We start from the raw sequence: 19421 nt of genomic DNA, 5'->3' as shown, positions 1-19421 counted from the left end.
CTACAGGGGACGGCCGCCGAGCACCTTGGCGCTCACCCAGCCGAGCTTGAACAGGCCCAGGTAGGTCGAGGGCTTCAACGCCAGCGGCCAGCTCGTACGGCGCGGCTCCGTTCCCAGGCTGTCGCCGTCGAATCGTGCGCGTAGCCACGCCATCGACATGGGTGCGGACATCGGGTGCAGCAGCAGGTGCTCGTTGAGCAGGTCGCGGTGGTAGGCGACGTGGGCACCACCGCCGCGATAGGTATCGGCGAGTTCGTCGATGCAGGACGTCGAAATGATCTGGTCGTGCACGGCCTGGACGATGAGGACCGGAGGAGTGGGGACGGTCTTTCCGAGCTTGATGCTCTCGAAGACGTGTTGCACCTCAGGGGTCTCGAGGAGTTGATCCAGTGGCTGGTCCACCAGATCGTCCATGTCTTTGAAGGCCATGGCGACGATCGCCCGCAAGGTTGGCATGTCTTCGAGCCGCCCGAGGAACTCCTTGCCCTGGGGTGTCGCATGCTCCTCGATCACCCGTTCAAGGCCGGGATACACATGCGAGAGGGCTGCGACGACGAGCCCGGGCAGCGCGGCGAATAGCCCGCCGTTGAGGCGACGGAAGGTATGTCCCAGGTCGCCCACGGGAGAGCCGAGCACCGCACCGGCAATATCGAGCTCGGGTGCGTACTCGGCACTGACCTCCGCCGCCCAGGCGGTGGCAAGTCCTCCGCCCGAGTACCCCCACAGTCCGATGGGCGCACCCCGGGACAGTCCGAGGCGCTCACAGTCCAGAGCCGCCCGAATTCCGTCGAGCGTTCGATACCCGGGCTCCTCCGGCGCGCCCCAGGTCCCGTCGACGCCCTCGTGATCGGGTATGGAGACGGCCCAGCCCTGGGCGAGGAGCGCCGCGATCAGGAGCAGTTCGAGCTGTGTGAAGGAGCCGAGCGCATGGGCGCCGCGGCGCAAGGCATAGGAGGGGAAGCACCGGTCGGTGACGGCGTCGATGGCACATTGGTAGGAGATGATCGGAACCGATGCCGCCGGGTCTGTGCCGGTGGGCGTGAGAACGGTGGTCACCGCCGCATCAGGGCGGCGATTGAGGTCATTGCTGCGGTACAGCAGCTGCGTCGCGGTGAATCGCTGCGGGATCACGCCCAGGAACCCGATCTCGACATCGCGGGTGCGCAGCACGGTGCCGGGCAGGGCGTGTTCGAATCCGCGGGGCGGCAGGTAGAACGGATCCTCGGTGGGCAGCAGCGGGCGCGCGCCGCGCTCGAGCTCCTGATGAGGCGGTTCGCCGATCCACTTGACGTCACCGGATATCGCCAGGTCGTGGGGTGCCATGCCTGAGCTCCCTTCAAGGTCCCCGGCATTCATACCCTAAGAAGACTCTAAGAGGCTAGTCCCGTCAGCCGGGAGGGCGTAGCGCGGCAAATTCATCGGTGACCCGGTACCGGTCGTCGGTGAATCGGTAGAGCGCCGCCGGCCGGCCGCCGCTGCGGCCCGATCGCACGGTGGTCCCGGTCGGGGTGAGCACACCACGCCGCACCAGCACGCGTTGCAGATTGGTCGCGTCAACGGGATATCCCAGCGTCGCACAGTAGATGTCGCGGAGCGTCGAGAGCGTGAATTGCTGTGGCGCCAAGGCGAATCCGATGTTGGTATAAGACATCTTGGCTATCAGGCGGGCATGCGCGTGGGCGACCATCACCTGATGGTCGAAGGCCATCGCGGGCAACGTGCTCACCCGGTGCCACTGGGTGTCGGCGGGGAGCTCGGGGGTGGCGGGGAAGGGGACGAGGCCGAGGAAGGTCGAGGCGATGGTGCGCGGACCGGGAACACGCCCCGGTGCAGAAAACACGGCCAGCTGTTCGAGGTGTGCCAACTCACGCACATCCACCTTTTCGGCGAGCTGTCGGCGGATGGAGGAGGGGAGATCCTCGTCGGTGCGGACCTGGCCGCCCGGCAGTGCCCACGCGCCGCGGTGCGGTTCGAGCGCGCGCTGCCAGAGCAACACGGCGAGTTCTGGAGTGGATGTCGGCGCATCCGCGCTGGTTGCGGTGTCTTCGAAGTGACGTACTTGGAACACCACGGCTAACACCTCGTGCTCGGTGCTAGTATGGACCATGTTTTCGATCATAAGTCGAAAACCTCGGTCGACCAAACCCAGCCCGAAGGCTGACCGAGACCCAGGGGCGCGAGGAGGCGGCCATGACGGCAGCTGACGTCGTACTTGACGGCGTGATCGACGGCCCCGGTGGATACACCGGGGTGGAGGGCGATGCCCGTTGGGCCGAGCAAGTGCGTCGGCTGGCCAAGCAGCGCGGTGCCACATTGCTCGCGCATAATTACCAGCTTCCTGCCATCCAGGACGTCGCGGACCATGTCGGCGACTCCCTGGCGCTCTCCCGTATCGCCGCGGAGGCCCCCGAGGACACCATTGTGTTCTGCGGTGTTCACTTCATGGCCGAGACGGCCAAGATTCTCAGTCCGGACAAGACGGTGCTCATCCCGGATCAGCGGGCCGGCTGCTCACTGGCCGATTCCATCACCGCTGAGGAACTGCGCGACTGGAAGGCCGAGTTTCCCGACGCCGTGGTGGTCTCGTACGTCAACACCACCGCGGCCGTGAAGGCGCTCACCGACATCTGCTGCACGTCCTCGAACGCTGTCGACGTTGTCGCGTCGATCGACCCGGACCGCGAGGTGTTGTTTTGCCCTGACCAGTTCCTCGGCGCACACGTCAAGCGGGTGACAGGCCGTCAGAACATGCAGATCTGGGCGGGCGAGTGCCATGTGCACGCCGGAATCAACGGCGACGAACTTGCCGGGCAGGCGCGTTCACACCCGGATGCCGAGCTGTTCGTGCATCCCGAATGCGGATGCGCGACATCGGCTCTCTATCTGGCGGGTGAAGGTGCCGTCCCCGACGACCGGGTGAAGATCCTGTCCACGGGCGGCATGCTCGACGCGGCCCGTGAGACCCGGGCGCGAGAGGTATTGGTGGCCACCGAAGTCGGCATGTTGCACCAGCTGCGCAAAGCGGCTCCCGACGTGAACTTCCTGGCGGTCAACGACCGTGCCTCGTGCACGTACATGAAGATGATCACCCCCGCGGCCATGTTGCGCTGCCTCGTCGAGGGCCGCGATGAGGTGCATGTGGACCTGGACACCGCGCGGCTGGCTCGGCGCAGTGTGCAGCGGATGATCGAGATCGGGCAGCCCGGCGGCGGAGAATGACGCTACCGGCGGGGACCACCTGGGCGGCCGACGCCGATGTGGTTGTCGTCGGCGCGGGTGTGGCCGGATTGGCGGCGGCACTCGCAGCACACCGCCTCGGCCGAAAGGTCGTGGTGCTCAGCAAGGTCGGAGCCACCGCGACGCATTTCGCCCAGGGCGGTATCGCGGTGGTACTACCTGATGCGGATGATTCGGTCCAGGCGCACGTCCAGGACACGCTGACCGCCGGGGCCGGTCTGTGTGACGTCGACGCGGTGCGCTCCATCGTGTCCGATGGTTACCGCGCGGTGCGCGATCTGGTGGCAGACGGTGCCCGATTCGACGAAACACGTTCCGGGCAATGGGCGTTGACGCGTGAAGGCGGACACAGCACCCGTCGGATCATTCATGCGGGCGGCGACGCCACCGGTGCCGAGGTACAGCGGGCACTCGATCACGCCGCGGCGACGCTAGACATCCGACGCAGTCACGTGGTGCATGACGTTCTCACCGGGCCCGACGGTGTGGGCGGTGTACTCGTCAAGAACGGCGACGGTTTGGGCGTGATTCGCACCGGGGCCGTGATTCTTGCCACCGGCGGTCTTGGACACCTGTACTCTGCGACCACCAATCCAGCGGGCTCCACCGGCGACGGGATCGCACTGGCCCTGCGTGCGGGTGTTCCGGTGGCCGATGTCGAGTTCATCCAGTTTCACCCGACCATGCTGCATAGCCCCGGGGCCACCGGCTGCCGTCCTCTCATCAGCGAGGCAGTCCGCGGCGAAGGTGCTGTTCTTGTTGATAAACATGGAGATTCGGTGACCGCCGGGGTGCATCCGATGGGCGATCTGGCGCCACGCGATGTGGTGGCCGGGGCCATCGCCCGGCGGCTGCGCGAGACCGGAGATCCATGCGTCTACCTCGACGCACGCGCGATCGGCAACTTCGCGGGCCGATTCCCGACCATCACCGCTGCATGCGTCGCGGCAGGCATCGATCCCGCAATCCAGCTCATCCCCGTGGTTCCGGGGGCGCATTACAGCTGCGGCGGCGTTGTCACCGATCCCTACGGCCAGACGGAGATTGCCGGATTGTTCGCCGCCGGCGAGGTCGCTCGTACCGGAATGCATGGTGCAAACAGGCTGGCCTCCAACAGCTTGTTGGAAGGCCTCGTGGTGGGTAGGCGTGCGGGGGAGGCCGCCGCCCGGGTATTCGGCCGGTCGGCCATTGCCGCAGATCGTGATCGTGTGCAGTCACGCCTCGAACGTCGACGACTTCAGGCGGCAATGACTCGCTGGGCATCGGTGCTACGTGATGCGAACGGCCTCAAGCTACTTGACGAGGAGTTGCGCTCATGCGTCCCAACATCGTCCGATTCCGGCGGCATGAATCCACGTGAAGTGGAGGACGCCGCGCTCACCCTGACCGCCGCCGCTGTGGTCAGTGCGGCCGCTGCCCGCGCCGAGTCCCGGGGCTGCCATGCCCGCTCGGATTGGCCCGACACCGATCCCGAGTTCGCGGTGAGCCTTCCGGTGCGCCGCGACGCCGACGGATGCGAAGTTGCGCTACCGTCGGGGGTGCCATGCTGACCGAAACATTGACGGAAACCGAACTCGCCGAGGCACGTTCGGCAGTTAAGCGTGCTCTTGAAGAAGACCTCCGCTATGGCCCCGACATCACGAGCCAAGCGACTGTGCCCGCCGACGCGGAGTGCAGCGCCTCGATGGTGACACGTTCGGGGGGAGTCGTAGCCGGCATTGACATTGCCCTCATCGTTCTCGACGAGGTTGTCGGCGTAGGGAATTATCGCGTAAAGAATCGCCTTACCGACGGCGCGCGCGTGGGCACCGGAACGCCGCTGCTCACCGTCACCGCCCCCACTCGCGATCTGCTTACTGCCGAGCGCACCATGCTGAATTTGGTATGTCACCTCTCGGGAATCGCGACGACCACCGCTGCCTGGGTGGATGCTGTCGACGGAACCGGAGCGCAGATCCGCGATACCCGCAAAACCCTTCCGGGACTGCGACTCCTGCAGAAATACGCGGTGCGTGCCGGGGGCGGTGTGAACCACCGCCTCGGCCTCGGTGATGCCGCACTCATCAAAGACAATCATGTGGTGGCGGCCGGCTCGGTGGTGGCCGCGTTGCGGGCGGTTCGCGCGGCCGCTCCGAACATCGAGTGTGAGGTCGAAGTCGACTCGCTCGAACAGCTCGATGAGGTCATCGCCGAGGGGGCAGAACTAGTCCTTCTCGACAACTTTCCTGTCTGGCAGACCCAGGTGGCCGCGCAGCGTCGTGATGCACGCGCTCCGCAACTCAAGCTGGAGTCCTCCGGGGGGCTTTCGCTGGAAACGGCGGCCGCGTACGCCAAGACGGGTGTCGACTATCTTGCGGTGGGTGCGTTGACGCACTCCGCCCGAGTGCTCGACATCGGTTTGGATATGTAGCGTCAATCCCGAAGTGCGGCCCGTGCGAACTCGGTCGTGTAGGTGGCGGTGATGTCGATACGCTGCTTCACGGGCGCCACATTCTTGGAATACATCCCGAGGATGCGTAAGGCATTCTGTGCGCCTTCGGGTTTCATCAACCCGTCACCGTTGAACATTCCGATGGAATCGGCGATCGACTGCAGGTACAGGTCCTTGTTTCCGCCCGCATATTGGGGTGGCATCTTGTCCGCGATCTGTGCGGGAGAGTGCTCTTTGATCCAGCGCAGCGTCTGGACGAATGCCGTGACGAGCTTTTGCACGATCTCGGGATGCGCCTTCACCGTGTCGCACCGCATGTAGAGCGAGGTCGACGGATACAGACCGCCGAGAGCCTGGCGTGTTCCGGCCTCGGTGCGCATGTCGACGAGGACCTTGGCCTGGCCCGCGTTCACCATCTGCGCCACCGTCGGATCCGTGGTCATACCGGCATCGATGCCGTCATGGTTCATTCCGGCGATGAATGTCTGTCCCGCACCGACCTTGACCCGGTTGTAGTCGGCGGTGTTCAGCCCAGCCTGACCTGCCAGGGCCTGCGTCAGGAAGTCTGTGGATGACCCCAGCGAGGTGACTCCGAGGTTCTTGCCACGGAAGTCGGCAGGAGAGGAGACGGTCGCGGTGTCCCTGGCGGATACCAGCTCCACCTCGCCGGGAACGTCTGCCATCTGGACCACCGAGGTAATGCATTGCTCCTTGGCCTGGAGGTCGATGGTGTGGTCGTAGAACCCGACAACCGCCTGAACATCGCCGGTGAGCAGCGCGGTCTCCGCGGTGGCACCGGACTGTTCGCTGAGCAGTGTCACGTCGATGTCGTTGTTCGTGAAGTGGCCGAGCTGCTGGGTGAGCATCGCCGGTAGATAGATGATCTTCTCCAGGCCGCCCACCATGATGGTGACCTGTGGTCTGCCGTTGGCCATCGGGATGTGCCGGGAGTCGCGGCATCCAGCGGCCAGTAGCACAGCGCTGATGAGAACAAGGGCGAGTACGAGTCTTCTCATCACTACACCCCATGACCCGAACTGGACTGCGTGGGACGCCATTTGAGTAGCCGGGATTCGGCGATACCGATGAGCCATTCGGCGAGCAGGGCGACGACCGTGATGATGATCATGCCGGCGTAGATACCCGCGGAGTCGAATGTGCCCTGGGCGTTGCTGATCAACAGGCCCAACCCCTTGCTAGCGCCTGCGTATTCACCGACGACGGCGCCGATCAGGGCGAATCCGAATGCGGTGTGCAGGCTCGACAGAATCCAGCTTGTCGCGCTGGGCAGCACGATCGAGGTAAGAATGCGGGTGGGGCTGGCACCGAGAATCCGGGCATTGTTGATCACGTTTCCATCTACCTCGCGGGCACCGGTGAACGCGTTGAAGAACACCGCGAAGAACACCAGAACCACCACGGTGGCCACTTTGGAGCTCAGTCCCAGACCAAACCAGATGATGAACAGCGATGCCAATACGATGCGCGGAACCGCGTTGAGCGCCTTGATGAACGGGGCCAACACCTCCGACCAATAGCGGCTGCGGCCCAGCAGCACACCCAATGTCACTCCCGCGACGGTGCCGATCAGGAACCCCAGGACGGCCTCTTGCACAGTGGTGAAGATCTGCAGCCATATCGAGCCGAACTGGGTGCCGACGGTGAACCACTCAATCAGTCGGCCCCAGATCAGTGAGGGTTTCGAATAGAAGAAGGGATCCAGCCACAGCGTGGCAGCCAACTCCCACGAGGCCAGCCACACCACCACCAGCAGGGTTCGCAACCCCCATACGCGAATCTGGCTGCGGCGCTTGTTGTGTCGGGCGCGCGCGAGGATGTCCTCGTCGCTTTCGGACACCGGACGAATGAGCAGACTATGCGACACGAGACTCTCCCTTCGCGCGCGCGGCCTCGACCTGATCGCGCAGTGTTTCCCAGATTTCGCGGTAGATGGTCCGGAATTCGTCGGTGAGTCTCACCTCTTCGACATCGCGGGGACGCGGGAGGGTGACGGGAAAGTCGCCACAGACGGTGGCGGGGCTTGCGGTCATCACCACCACCCGGTCGGCCAGCACGATCGCCTCCTCGAGGTCGTGGGTGACGAAGATGACCGCCGCTCCGGTGCCTGACCACACCCGCAACAGTTCGTCCTGCATGAGCTGGCGGGTCTGCACATCGAGGGCGCTGAATGGCTCATCCATGAGCAGAATCTCGGGTTCGTTGACCAGGGTCTGGGCCAGCGCCACACGCTTGCGCATCCCGCCCGAGAGCTGATGCGGGTAGTACTTCTCGAACCCGGCCAGGCCGACGGTCCGGACCCAGGTCGCCGCCTTCTCGCGGGCCGCGTCTTTGCTTGCGCCCCGATAGATCGGACCCAGGGCGACGTTGTCGATGACGTTCTTCCACGGCAGGACCGCGTCCTGCTGGAACATATAGCCCACCCCCGCGGGGATATCGGATACGTCCTCGCCGCGTACCAGGACACGGCCGGCCGATGGCGGTTCAAGGCCGGACACGAGGGACAAGGTGGTCGACTTACCGCATCCTGTGGGGCCGACGACCGCGACAAATTCCCCGGCGCCGATGTCGATGTTCAGGTCTCGGACCGCGGTGTGGATACCGTCACCCCGATTGGAGGGGAACCGTTTGGTTGCGCCCTGAAGTTCGATGAGTGGAAGCGTCATTGCCTTCTCCTTCGCTAGCCGACGGAGACTGAACATAAGTGGTGGGCGTCACAGATTCCTGCTTGTGCGCACTACCCGCGCAAATCGCGGATTTCGTCAGTTTTGCGCATTCTGCGCATGGCCTGCCTACGCTCGGGCACATGGGTTCCGGGAAGCGCACCGTGCTGCGATTGCGTACGCAGGTGCTTCTCCTTCAGGTCGCCGTCATCTTTCTCGCGTTGGGGCTGGCGTTCGCGGTGCTCGCCGCGGTGGGCGATCGGCGGCTTTCCTCCGAGTATGGCCAGCGGGCGCTGGCGATTGCGGGAACGGTGGCGGCCATGCCGGAGGTGCGGGCGCGGGTTGCCGAGTACGCGCAGGGCACGCTCACTCCGGGACCGGGCCTCACCGACGAGCTCTCCGATGGGCCGCTGCAACACATCGCGGCCGCGGTGCTGGAGCGCAGTGATGCGCTGTTCGTGGTGATCACCGATGAGCATGGGCTCCGGCTGGCGCATCCCACGCAGGAGCGATTGGGCCACCCTGTCAGCACCGACCCGTCGGGCGCTCTTGCCGGACGAGATGTGGTCGTCGAGGAGACGGGGACACTGGGAGGCTCCGTACGGGCCAAAGTGCCCGTCCGGCAGCCTGGTTCGTCGACCGTGGTGGGGGAGGTCAGTGTCGGAGTATCGACCACCGCTGTGCGCGAAAGATTGTTGTCGGATCTGAGGATCGCGGGATGCATTGTCGGTGTGGCATTTCTGTTCGGAATCGGTGGCTCGGTGTTGTTGGCTCGCCGGTGGCGAAGTCTCACTCTGGGCCTGGAGCCCGCCGAGTTGGCCGAGCTGGTCAGAGAACAAGCGGCGGTCTTGCACGGCATTGGCGAGGGGGTTCTCGCCGTGGACGTCGACGGGCGCACGACGGTTGTCAACGATGAAGCGAAACGTCTGCTGGGGCTGGATGATGTGACGGGGCGGCAGGCTGGCGATATCGGCTTGACGCCAAGGATTCTCGGGGTACTTCGGGAAAAATCGGCGACGCCGGTTCTGGCGACGGTGGGCGACTGGGTTGTGGTGGTGACCGCACGGCGCGTGACCCGGGCGGGCCGTGAGCTTGGTGCGGTGCTCACCGTGCGCGATCGAACGGATGTCGAATCCTTGACTCGGCAGTTGGATGCGGTGCAGTCGATGAGCACCGTACTGCGGGCGCAGCGACATGAGTTCGCGAACCGCTTGCACCTGCTGAGCGGGCTGGTGCATGGAAATCGGACGCAGGAGGCTGCCCGGTTCCTGGACGAGTTGCTCGGTACCGGACCGCTGGGTGCGGCTCTTCCGGATATCGAGACGTTGGGCGATCCCTATCTTCAGGCCTTTGTGGCGGCCAAGACCGCGAACGCCCGCGAGGCGGGCGTCACTCTGACACTGGCCGACAACACGTGGGTATCCGGCACTCTCGTACATCCCGTTGATGTCACGACTGTGCTGGGCAATTTGATCGACAATGCGATCGATGCCGCACGCACCGGGGCCGACTCGCAACATCGGGTCGAGGTCGGTGTGGTTCAGGATGGTTCGACGCTGCACATCAGTGTCGCCGACAGCGGCGACGGCGTTGCCGAATGCGTAGCGGATGATCTTTTCGCAGAAGGGATCTCGACCAAGGCGCATGCCGAAGTGCCGGGTGGCCGCGGAGTGGGCCTGGCGTTGTCGCGTCAGATCGCCCGGGGGCTGGGCGGCGATGTGTGGCTGGCAGCGGCAGCGGGGGCAGGCCCCGGGCTTGCGGGTGCGGAATTCAGCGCACGAATGCCATCGGTGATGGCCGAGACCGACGGGAAGGACCCGGGATGACCGAAACCACGATCAAGGTGCTGATCGTCGACGATGACTTCCGGGTGGCCAACTTGCATGCCGGGATTGTCGGTGCAGTACCGGGATTCACTGTTGTGGCCACGGTCAACAGCATCGGCGCCGCTCACGATGTGACGAGGTCGAGCACGATAGATCTGGCGCTGGTCGATGTGTACCTTCCAGACGGTTCCGGGATCGATTTCGTGCGCGAATTGCGCTGTGATGCGATGGTCCTGTCGGCGGCGGCCGACGGCGTCACGATCCGGCAGGCACTGATCGCCGGTGCCGTGAGCTATCTGGTGAAGCCATTCGCCAATGCCTCGCTGGTGGCGCGGCTGACCGCATACGCCCGTTACCGCAAGATTCTGCACAGTGACGAGCTCAGCGGCGCCGAGGTGGATGCCGCGTTGGAGTCCCTGCGGCCGAGTGTCGGCATGCCGCGCGCCGCGGCCGCGGCGTCGCCGACCAAACAGATCGTCCTACACGCGATTCGGGATGCGCGCTCGCCCATGTCGTCTGCGGAAGTCGCCGTGGAGGTGGGGATCTCACGTGCGACCGCGCAGCGCTACCTGGCCTCGCTGGTGGGAAGTTCAGAGTTGCAGATGCGGCTGCGGTACGGCACCACCGGCCGTCCTGAACAGGAGTTCCTCATTCCAGGAACGTGACATTGGCGCCGACCGGGTCGCGCGGGGCGCGTACAGAATTCACCGGTGCATCGGGATTCGCATAGCCAATGGACACCGCGCAGATCAGATTCAGGCATTCGGGCAGCTTGAGCACCGGGCGAATCGCTTCGGGAAACATGGCAGGAGCGACCTGCATGCATGAACTGACACCGCGCGACTGCAGGGCCAGGGCAAGCGTCTGCAAGTACATGCCGACTCCGGCGATATCGGCCAGGCCCAGGCGTGAGTCCACGCCGACAATGGCGGCGGTGGGTGCTCCGAAGAACCTGAAGTTCCGCAGTCCGGCCTCGAAACGTGCCTCGGCATCGTCGCGCTGGACGCCGAGTGCCCCGTAGACCTGGACTCCGACCGCGAACCGCCGGGCGTTGTACTCGTCGGGCAGCTCCATGCGGCCCAGTCCGTTGGTGCGTACGCAGGCCACCAACGACTCGCTCAGACGCTCGCGTATCGCGCCTTCCGCGATGACGACGCGCCACGGCTGGATGTTCGAGTTCGATGGCGCGTGCTGTGCCGTCTCCAGGGCGCCCACCAGGACATCGCGGGGGACAGGTGTCGACAGGAAATCACGGATCGAGGACCGGTCACGGACCAGCTGTTCGAAATCAGGCACGCCTCAGTATGGGCACGATCCACCAGAAATTCAACAGCCGATGAATATTTAGTGGGCGATATCGGCGACGAAAACCCCCGCGCGCTTATTCACCTGGCGGGTCGCCCGGGTCAGTCCCGGATCCCCTTGGCCCTGCTCCACGATGCGCGGGTTGATCACATGAATCTGCTTGCCGCGGAAGAGCGTGATGTCGGCACCGCCGGCGGCGATCACGTTCTTGGTCCAGTTGGTCTTGCCGTGAATCAGTCCGATAGAGAGGACATTGCCTTTGCGGAATGCATTCACGGTGGTCTCGTACTTGGCGCCCGAGGTGCGGCCGAAGTGCGTAACGGTGGCGAATGAAGGCAGAAAGCGTGCGATAGGGGCCATGAGCGGGTTTATGAACTTGATCTGAGCTCGCTCAAGCCAGTCAGGCAGAAGCATGGGCACGCCGGGCTGATGATTTGCTGACATCGATGATCCGATCGTTGTGGGTCGGTGCGGCTTTTCGTGGACGAGTCTAGTTAGACGTGCGTCACACACAACCGGTGACTGCGTGGTAAATGGTGTTGAGCAGCTCTGGGAGAATGGCGGATGTGATCGACGGACCCACCCCGGCAGATGCTCTTGGTGCAGGCGGCGCAACGCTGCTTCGCCGTATCGACATGCGTGGTGCAAGCCTGTCCCCGTCCCATCTGCGCTCTGCGCTCCCGCGGGGCGGAACCGACGTCGATGCCGTGCTCCCGACGGTGCGACCGGTCGTCGAAGCGGTCCGGGACCGCGGCGCCGAGGCGGCACTTCAGTACTGCGCCGAGTTCGATGGCGTTCGCCCCAAGACCGTTCGCGTGCCGGCGGCCGAGAGGGAGCGCGCTCTCGCCGAACTGGACCCCGCGGTGCGTGACGCACTCGAGGTGGCCATCCTGCGCGCGCGGGCGGTGCACGCCGATCAGCGCCGCCAGGACACGGTGACCACCGTCGCCGATGGCGCCACCGTCACCGAGCGGTGGTTGCCCGTCGAACGCGTGGGCTTGTACGTTCCCGGCGGTAACGCCGTGTACCCGTCAAGCGTCGTGATGAACGTCGTGCCGGCGCAGACGGCCGGAGTCGGTTCCCTCGTCATCGCTTCACCGCCGCAGGCGCAGTTCGGCGGGCTGCCTCACCCGACGATCCTCGCGGCGGCACAGTTGCTTGGAGTTGAGGAGATCTGGGCGGTCGGCGGAGCGCAGGGTGTTGCACTACTGGCCCATGGCGGCGTCGACACCGATGGCGGCGAACTCGCTCCGGTCGACATGATTACCGGGCCCGGCAATATCTATGTGACCGCGGCCAAGCGGTTGTGCAGGTCGCTGGTGGGCATCGATGCCGAGGCAGGCCCCACCGAGATTGCCATCCTCGCCGATGAGACGGCAGATCCGGTGCATGTGGCCGCCGACCTGATCAGCCAGGCCGAACACGATGTGTTGGCAGCAAGCGTGCTCGTCACCACGAGTGAGAAACTGGCCGACGCGGTGGTGAAAGAGACCGCCGCGCAGCTGGAGACGACGGTGCATGCCGAACGAGTCACCGCGGCGTTGACCGGGCCTCAGTCGGGAATCGTCCTCGTCGACGACCTCAGCGCTGGAATCAAGGTCGTGAATGCCTATGCGGCCGAGCACCTGGAAATTCAAACTGCCGATCCGGTGCCCGTGGCCGCACGCGTGCGCAGTGCCGGCGCGATCTTCCTGGGTCCGTGGTCGCCGGTAAGCCTTGGCGACTACTGCGCCGGATCCAATCACGTACTGCCCACCGCCGGGTGTGCACGGCACTCGAGTGGGCTGTCCGTGCAGACCTTCCTGCGCGGCATCCACATCGTGGATTACACCGAGGCCGCTCTCAAAGAGGTTTCCGGGCACGTGATTACGCTTGCCAACGCAGAGAATCTGCCTGCGCACGGTGAGGCCGTTCGGCGCAGGTTTGAGCGATCATGAGCGATCTGATCGGCGGCGCGGCCCGGCTGGACGACTTGCCGCTGCGGGACAGCCTGCGTGGCAAGAATCCGTACGGTGCACCGCAGCTGACCGTGCCGGTGCGGCTGAACACCAACGAGAATCCGCACGAACCATCGGACGGCTTGATCGAGGACGTCGCCGTGTCGGTTCGCGAAGTGGCCGCCGAGTTGCACCGATACCCGGACCGGGACGCGGTGGCCTTGCGCACGGATCTGGCGGCATACCTGACCGAGCGCACAGGCGTGCCCGTCGCTACCGAGAATGTTTGGGCGGCAAACGGTTCCAATGAGATATTGCAGCAGCTGCTGCAGGCATTCGGCGGGCCCGGGCGCAGCGCGTTGGGCTTCACGCCGTCGTACTCGATGCACCCGATCATTTCCGATGGAACCCAGACGGAATGGTTGCAGGCTCAGCGTTTGGAAGACTTCTCGCTCGATGTCGGCGCAGCGGTCGAGGCGATTCGAGCGCGTCAGCCCGATGTCGTCTTCGTGACGAGCCCCAACAACCCGACGGGACAGTCGGTTCCGCTGCAGGACTTGCGGCAGATCCTCGAAGAGGCTCCAGGAGTCGTGATCCTGGACGAGGCGTACGGCGAGTTCTCTTCGGCGCCGAGCGGAATCACGTTGATCGACGAGTATCCGACGAAGCTGATCGTGAGCCGCACCATGAGTAAGGCCTTCGCCTTCGCCGGTGGGCGGCTGGGGTATCTCGCGGCGGCACCTGCGGTCATCGATGCGCTGCTATTGGTGCGCCTGCCGTACCACCTCTCCGTGCTTACCCAGGCGGCCGCGCGTGCCGCGGTGAAACATGGCGCCGAGACTCTCGGCAGTGTCGCGACTTTGGTCGCTGAACGTATTCGGGTATCGGAGGCGTTATCGGCCAGCGGATTCGAGGTCATTCCCAGTGACGCGAACTTCGTGCTCTTCGGTCGATTCACCGATTCGGCCGCGAGCTGGCAGCGTTATCTCGACGCGGGTGTTCTCATCCGGGATGTCGGCATTCCGGGATTTCTGCGCGTCACGATCGGGTTGGCGAGCGAGAATGACGTGTTCTTGAAGGTCAGCGACAACCTGGCTGCGACGGACCTAGAGAAAGGTGCGCCCTCATGACGGCATCGGCGTGGAATCGGGTGGCACGCGTAGCGCGCGCCACCCGCGAGTCGGACATCGTGGTGGAACTGAACCTGGACGGCACCGGCCAGGTGCACATCGACACCGGGGTGCCGTTCTTCGACCACATGCTCACGGCCCTCGGTACGCACGCCAGTTTCGATCTGAAGATCACGGCCAAGGGCGACACTGAGATCGAGGCGCACCACACGGTGGAGGACACCGCCATCACTCTCGGCCAGGCGCTCGCCGAAGCGCTCGGAGACAAGAAGGGGATTCGCCGGTTCGGGGATGCCTTCATCCCGATGGACGAGACCCTGGCCCACGCCGCGGTGGACGTGTCCGGCAGACCGTACTGTGTGCACACCGGCGAACCGGATCATCTGCTGCACACCACGATCGCAGGCTCTTCGGTTCCGTACCACACCGTCATCAATGCGCACGTGTTCGAGTCGTTGGCACTCAATGCGCGGATCGCGCTGCATGTACGCACGCTGTACGGCCGCGACCCGCACCACATCACCGAGGCACAGTACAAGGCTGTCGCCCGAGCACTGCGCCAAGCGGTGGAACCCGATCCGCGGGTTACCGGTGTGCCGTCGACTAAGGGCAGCCTGTGACCGGTGCTGGACCCAAAGTCGTTGTCCTCGACTACGGTTCGGGAAATCTTAGATCCGCACAGCGCGCGCTGGAACGGGTCGGTGCCGATGTCACGGTGACCGCCGATGCCAACGCGGCGCTCAACGCCGACGGTCTTGTCGTGCCCGGAGTAGGCGCCTTCGCGGCCTGCATGGAGGGACTGCGCGGTATCGACGGTGAGCGGATCATCGACGTGCGGCTGTCCGGGGGCCGCCCTGTGCTGGGCATCTGCGTCGGTATGCAGATCCTGTTCAGCCACGGCATCGAATTCGGTGTCGACGCCGAGGGCTGCGGTCAGTGGCCCGGCGTGGTCAGCCGCCTGGATGCACCGGTGATCCCGCATATGGGATGGAACACCGTCGATGCGCCGGCCGAATCGGATCTGTTCGCAGGTCTGGACGCCGACACGCGTTTTTACTTCGTGCACTCCTACGCCGTACAGAAATGGGAGCTGGAAACGCCCGTCGACTCACCGATCGCGAAGCCGCTGGTGACCTGGGCGACCCATCACGTGCCATTTGTCGCGGCAGTGGAGAATGGGGCACTTGCTGCCACTCAGTTCCATCCGGAGAAGAGTGGCGATGCGGGAGCCGTGTTGTTGAGCAATTGGGTGAAGGGAATCTCTTGAGTCTCGTTCTATTACCGGCGGTTGATGTCGCCGACGGTCAGGCAGTGCGCCTCGTACAGGGCAAGGCGGGCAGCGAAACCACCTACGGTTCACCCCGCGATGCGGCTTTGGCGTGGCAGAACGATGGTGCCGAGTGGGTGCATCTGGTGGACCTGGATGCGGCCTTCGGCCGTGGTTCCAATCGCGAGCTGCTGGCACAGGTGGTAGGCGAGCTCGATGTGAAAGTAGAGCTCTCGGGTGGCATCCGCGATGACGAGTCCTTGACGGCAGCCCTGGCAACCGGCTGCGCCCGAGTCAATCTCGGTACCGCAGCACTGGAGGATCCGCAGTGGTGTGCCTCCGCGATCGCGCGCCACGGCGAGCGTGTGGCTGTGGGGCTCGACGTGCAGATCGTGGACGGTGAGCACCGGCTACGTGGCCGCGGCTGGGTCAGCGACGGCGGCGATCTCTGGGAGGTACTGGAACGTCTGCGTGGTCAGGGGTGTTCGCGCTACGTCGTCACCGACGTGACGAAGGATGGCACTTTGACCGGTCCGAACCTCGAGTTGCTTGCCCAGGTCGCGGGTGTGGCGAACGCACCTGTGATCGCCTCGGGCGGGGTGTCGAGCCTGGATGACCTGCGGGCCATCGCGGAGCTGACCGGGGCCGGTATCGAGGGCGCGATCGTCGGAAAGGCCCTCTACGCGGGCCGTTTCACCCTGCCGGATGCACTGGCTGCCGTCTCCTGACATGCCTGATCTGAATGCGCTAGTAGCCGAGGCGTCCTTGATTCTGGACGTGGCGGCGCGGCGCTTCGTGGCCGGACACGGTGCCGATGGTGTCGTATTCAAGGGTGGCAAGGACTTCGCTACCGAAGAGGACCTGGCCATCGAGCGGATGGTGGTGGAAGCGCTTACCGACCGCACCGGAATCGGTGTGCACGGCGAGGAATTCGGTGGTCCGGCAGTGGATTCTGGTCTGGTCTGGGTGGTGGATCCCATTGACGGCACCGTCAACTACGCGGCGGGTTCTCCGATGGCGGCGATTCTGCTGGGGCTGCTCTCCGATGGGGTGCCGGTGGCCGGATTGACCTGGCTGCCGTTCATGGGGGACCGGTACACCGGTGTCGCAGGTGGTCCGTTAGTGCGCAACGGTGTCGCGATGCCGCCGTTGCCACGCGCCGATCTCGCAGATGTTGCGGTGGGACTGGGCACGTTCAACGTTGACTGGAAGGGGCGGGTACCGGGTCGCTACCGCCTGGCGGTGGTGGAGAAGCTGAGCCGCACCACTTCTCGTCTGCGGATGCACGGCAGCACCGGTATCGATTTGGCGTTCACAGCAGGCGGGATACTCGGCGGCGCAGTGAGTTTCGGCGCGCATGTGTGGGATCACGCCGCGGGTATCGCACTGGTTGAGGCCGCGGGCGGTCACGCGACGGATCTGCGCGGCAATCCTTGGACCCCCGAATCGCCATCGGTACTGGTGGCCGCGCCCGGTGTGCACGAACAGATCCTGGAAGTGCTGGCTGAGGTCGGGGATCCGGAGGACTACCGATGAGTGTTGCTACCCGCGTCATCGCCTGCCTTGACGTCGATGATGGTCGCGTAGTCAAGGGTGTTAACTTCGAAAACCTCCGTGACGCAGGCGATCCTGTCGAGCTCGCGGCGGCATATGACGCCGAGGGTGTCGATGAACTGACGTTCCTCGATGTCACGGCATCGTCGGCGGGTCGGGCGACCATGTTGGACGTGGTGCGACGCACGGCCGAGCAGGTGTTCATTCCGTTGACCGTGGGTGGCGGTGTGCGATCGGTGGAAGACGTCAATGTGCTGCTGCGAGCGGGCGCGGACAAAGTCGGCGTCAATACGGCGGCGATCGCACGTCCGGAGTTGTTGGCCGAGCTGGCACAGCGATTCGGCTCACAGTGCATCGTGCTGAGCGTGGATGCACGCCGGGTCCGTGCGGGTGACGCGCCGACGCCGTCCGGGTGGGAGGTCACGACCCATGGCGGCCGCAAGGGCACCGGGATCGATGCCATCGAATGGACCAGGCGGGGAGCTGAATTGGGTGTGGGGGAGATCCTGCTCAATTCCATGGACGCGGACGGCACCAAGGCGGGGTTCGATCTTCCGATGATCGCCGCCGCGCGTACAGCGGTGGACGTACCCGTGATCGCCAGCGGCGGAGCCGGTGCTGTTGAGCACTTCTCGCCCGCGGTCAAGGCGGGCGCCGATGCGGTGCTGGCAGCCAGTGTCTTCCACTTTCGGGAACTGACTATCGCTGAGGTGAAGGCGGCGATGGCCGCGGAAGGGATCACGGTGCGATGAGCGAGCTGGATCCCGGGATCGCCAGTCGCCTCAAGCGCGACGCGGCCGGCCTGATCACCGCGGTGGTGCAAGAGCGCGGCACCGGCACGGTGCTGATGGTGGCGTGGATGAACGACGAGGCGTTGGCGCAGACCCTTGCGACGCGGCGTGGGACATACTTCTCGCGATCCCGGCAGCGTCTATGGGTCAAGGGTGAGACATCCGGCCACACCCAGTACGTGCATGCGGTGCGGCTGGACTGCGACGGTGACACTCTGGTGCTGGAAGTCGACCAGACCGGGCCGGCGTGCCACACCGGCGCGCACAGCTGCTTTGACGCCGACGTGTTACTTGCGGGCGCGGAGGAACTCTAGAGCCTTGTCGGCGTGCGCGTTCATGTTGAGCTCGCTCGCGAAGACTTCGAGGATCGTCTTGTCGGTGCCGATGATGAACGTGGTCCGCTTGACCGGAGCCAGCTTTCCTAACAGGCCGCGCTTGACGCCGAAGGCTGACGAGACCTTGCCGCCGGTGTCCGAGAGCAACGGGTAGTCGAACTTGCGCTTGTCGGCGAAGTCGGCCTGCTTATCTACCGAGTCCACGCTGATGCCGACGCGTGAGGCGCCGACTTCCTTGAATTCGCTTGCCAGATCGCGGAAGTGGCACGCCTCGGCGGTGCAGCCGGGGGTATTGGCAGCGGGATAGAAGAACAGCACGACGGGCCCGTCGGCCAGGAGCGCGGAGAGGCTGCGGGTTGTGCCGGTCTGGTCCGGAAGTTCGAAGTCGGCGACGCGATCACCAGGTTTCATGACTCGAACGCTACGCCAGCGCTTTGGACAGTCGGTTTCCCAGGGCAGAGATCGTCGAGGTGTCACCGCGGATACCCGGTGCCCATGGCAGCCCAAGCCTGTCCCTGGACTTGTCGACGTATCGAGGAATGACGTGCAGATGGAAATGGAACTCCGTCTGCCATGCAGGGGCGCCGCAGCAATTCAGCAGATTCACCCCGTCGGCGCCGAGCTCGGAAACGACCGCTTTGGCTATCCGCTGGGCCGCTACCGCGACAGCACTCAGGTCCTCGGCCGGGATCTCGAGCAGATCCTTACTGTGCCGCTTCGGAACGACCAGCAGATGGCCGTCCGAGCCCGGATTGATATCCATGAAGGCGTATGTGTCGGCATCCTCTGCCACCCGCACACCAGGAACTACGCCGGAGACGATTCCGCAGAACAAGCATTCATCGGCCACCGCCTCAGGCTAAAGGCGTTGACGTATCGAATGTATGTTCGATACCGTCGAGTGGTCTGGATGCCTTCGACGTGATG

General features: G+C 64.8%; 22 protein-coding genes. 13 read left to right on the top strand and 9 right to left on the bottom strand.

What is annotated here, in order from left to right; genetic code table 11:
* Positions 1 to 1323, bottom strand: coding sequence for a lipase family protein (locus BB28_RS13060; protein ID WP_046253794.1), 1323 nt, complete (start codon positions 1321 to 1323; stop codon positions 1 to 3).
* A 64-nt stretch (positions 1324 to 1387) separates the two neighbouring features.
* The gene (locus BB28_RS13055; RefSeq protein WP_064393596.1) at positions 1388 to 2107 is read right to left on the bottom strand and encodes an NUDIX hydrolase; all 720 of its coding nucleotides are present in this window, start codon (positions 2105 to 2107) and stop codon (positions 1388 to 1390) included.
* Between the two features lie 83 nt (positions 2108 to 2190).
* Between BB28_RS13055 and nadA the strand changes: the two genes are divergently transcribed.
* The 3 genes from nadA to nadC are packed head-to-tail and all read left to right on the top strand — an operon-like array spanning position 2191 to position 5647.
* A complete protein-coding gene (gene nadA, locus BB28_RS13050) occupies positions 2191 to 3219 on the top strand; it encodes a quinolinate synthase NadA (RefSeq protein ID WP_046253784.1) in 1029 nt (342 codons plus the stop codon).
* Complete coding sequence (locus BB28_RS13045; RefSeq protein WP_046253783.1) at positions 3216 to 4787, top strand: L-aspartate oxidase; 1572 nt, start codon at positions 3216 to 3218, stop codon at positions 4785 to 4787. The genes nadA and BB28_RS13045 overlap by 4 nt, the downstream gene beginning before the upstream one ends.
* Positions 4781 to 5647 carry a carboxylating nicotinate-nucleotide diphosphorylase gene (gene nadC / locus BB28_RS13040; RefSeq protein ID WP_046253782.1) on the top strand — a complete coding sequence of 289 codons (867 nt, stop codon included), beginning with the start codon at positions 4781 to 4783 and terminating at the stop codon, positions 5645 to 5647. Before BB28_RS13045 ends, nadC begins: the two co-directional genes overlap by 7 nt.
* Positions 5648 to 5649: 2 nt before the next feature.
* Here the strand turns inward: nadC and BB28_RS13035 are convergent, their stop codons facing one another.
* Genes BB28_RS13035 through BB28_RS13025 form a run of 3 tightly spaced genes read right to left on the bottom strand, consistent with a single transcriptional unit; the run spans position 5650 to position 8352 of the window.
* The gene (locus BB28_RS13035; RefSeq protein ID WP_046253781.1) at positions 5650 to 6684 is read right to left on the bottom strand and encodes an ABC transporter substrate-binding protein; all 1035 of its coding nucleotides are present in this window, start codon (positions 6682 to 6684) and stop codon (positions 5650 to 5652) included.
* Between the two features lie 2 nt (positions 6685 to 6686).
* The gene (locus BB28_RS13030; RefSeq protein WP_052740230.1) at positions 6687 to 7553 is read right to left on the bottom strand and encodes an ABC transporter permease; all 867 of its coding nucleotides are present in this window, start codon (positions 7551 to 7553) and stop codon (positions 6687 to 6689) included.
* Positions 7543 to 8352 carry an ABC transporter ATP-binding protein gene (locus tag BB28_RS13025; RefSeq protein ID WP_046253780.1) on the bottom strand — a complete coding sequence of 270 codons (810 nt, stop codon included), beginning with the start codon at positions 8350 to 8352 and terminating at the stop codon, positions 7543 to 7545. The genes BB28_RS13030 and BB28_RS13025 overlap by 11 nt, the downstream gene beginning before the upstream one ends.
* Before the next feature lie 140 nt (positions 8353 to 8492).
* On the opposite strand from BB28_RS13025, the gene BB28_RS13020 reads away from it, so the two are divergent.
* Positions 8493 to 10175, top strand: a complete 1683-nt coding sequence (locus BB28_RS13020) for a sensor histidine kinase (RefSeq protein WP_225421934.1) — start codon at positions 8493 to 8495, stop codon at positions 10173 to 10175.
* The gene (locus BB28_RS13015) at positions 10172 to 10840 is read left to right on the top strand and encodes a response regulator (protein WP_046253779.1); all 669 of its coding nucleotides are present in this window, start codon (positions 10172 to 10174) and stop codon (positions 10838 to 10840) included. The genes BB28_RS13020 and BB28_RS13015 overlap by 4 nt, the downstream gene beginning before the upstream one ends.
* On the opposite strand, the gene BB28_RS13010 is transcribed toward BB28_RS13015, so the two are convergent.
* A complete protein-coding gene (locus tag BB28_RS13010) occupies positions 10824 to 11471 on the bottom strand; it encodes a nitroreductase (protein ID WP_046253778.1) in 648 nt (215 codons plus the stop codon). The two genes, BB28_RS13015 and BB28_RS13010, sit on opposite strands and share 17 nt — an antisense overlap.
* Positions 11472 to 11519: 48 nt before the next feature.
* Entirely contained in the window at positions 11520 to 11894 is a 375-nt protein-coding gene (locus BB28_RS13005) for a nitroreductase family deazaflavin-dependent oxidoreductase (protein ID WP_064393507.1), read from the bottom strand.
* A 221-nt stretch (positions 11895 to 12115) separates the two neighbouring features.
* On the opposite strand from BB28_RS13005, the gene hisD reads away from it, so the two are divergent.
* From hisD to hisI, 8 genes are read left to right on the top strand one after another with little or no spacing between them, the layout of a single operon-like run.
* Positions 12116 to 13417: a histidinol dehydrogenase gene (gene hisD, locus BB28_RS13000; RefSeq protein ID WP_046255801.1), complete on the top strand. Its 1302-nt coding sequence runs from the start codon at positions 12116 to 12118 to the stop codon at positions 13415 to 13417.
* The gene (locus BB28_RS12995; RefSeq protein WP_046253776.1) at positions 13414 to 14547 is read left to right on the top strand and encodes a histidinol-phosphate transaminase; all 1134 of its coding nucleotides are present in this window, start codon (positions 13414 to 13416) and stop codon (positions 14545 to 14547) included. The genes hisD and BB28_RS12995 overlap by 4 nt, the downstream gene beginning before the upstream one ends.
* Positions 14544 to 15167 carry an imidazoleglycerol-phosphate dehydratase HisB gene (hisB, locus tag BB28_RS12990; protein ID WP_046253775.1) on the top strand — a complete coding sequence of 208 codons (624 nt, stop codon included), beginning with the start codon at positions 14544 to 14546 and terminating at the stop codon, positions 15165 to 15167. The genes BB28_RS12995 and hisB overlap by 4 nt, the downstream gene beginning before the upstream one ends.
* Positions 15164 to 15814: an imidazole glycerol phosphate synthase subunit HisH gene (gene hisH, locus BB28_RS12985; RefSeq protein WP_046253774.1), complete on the top strand. Its 651-nt coding sequence runs from the start codon at positions 15164 to 15166 to the stop codon at positions 15812 to 15814. The genes hisB and hisH overlap by 4 nt, the downstream gene beginning before the upstream one ends.
* Positions 15811 to 16542, top strand: coding sequence for a bifunctional 1-(5-phosphoribosyl)-5-((5-phosphoribosylamino)methylideneamino)imidazole-4-carboxamide isomerase/phosphoribosylanthranilate isomerase PriA (gene priA / locus BB28_RS12980; RefSeq protein WP_030093383.1), 732 nt, complete (start codon positions 15811 to 15813; stop codon positions 16540 to 16542). Before hisH ends, priA begins: the two co-directional genes overlap by 4 nt.
* A 1-nt stretch (position 16543) precedes the next feature.
* Complete coding sequence (locus BB28_RS12975; protein WP_109550677.1) at positions 16544 to 17350, top strand: inositol monophosphatase family protein; 807 nt, start codon at positions 16544 to 16546, stop codon at positions 17348 to 17350.
* Complete coding sequence (gene hisF, locus BB28_RS12970) at positions 17347 to 18120, top strand: imidazole glycerol phosphate synthase subunit HisF (RefSeq protein WP_046253772.1); 774 nt, start codon at positions 17347 to 17349, stop codon at positions 18118 to 18120. Before BB28_RS12975 ends, hisF begins: the two co-directional genes overlap by 4 nt.
* Positions 18117 to 18473, top strand: coding sequence for a phosphoribosyl-AMP cyclohydrolase (gene hisI / locus BB28_RS12965; protein ID WP_046253771.1), 357 nt, complete (start codon positions 18117 to 18119; stop codon positions 18471 to 18473). The genes hisF and hisI overlap by 4 nt, the downstream gene beginning before the upstream one ends.
* Here hisI and BB28_RS12960 read toward each other — a convergent pair.
* A complete protein-coding gene (locus BB28_RS12960; RefSeq protein ID WP_030093379.1) occupies positions 18447 to 18905 on the bottom strand; it encodes a peroxiredoxin in 459 nt (152 codons plus the stop codon). The two genes, hisI and BB28_RS12960, sit on opposite strands and share 27 nt — an antisense overlap.
* Before the next feature lie 10 nt (positions 18906 to 18915).
* Positions 18916 to 19344: an HIT family protein gene (locus tag BB28_RS12955; RefSeq protein ID WP_046253770.1), complete on the bottom strand. Its 429-nt coding sequence runs from the start codon at positions 19342 to 19344 to the stop codon at positions 18916 to 18918.
* Between the last annotated feature and the right edge of the window lie 77 nt (positions 19345 to 19421).

This window comes from Mycobacteroides chelonae CCUG 47445, assembly GCF_001632805.1.
GTDB lineage: Bacteria > Actinomycetota > Actinomycetes > Mycobacteriales > Mycobacteriaceae > Mycobacterium > Mycobacterium chelonae.
This window is presented reverse-complemented; position numbering and strand designations above follow the sequence as displayed.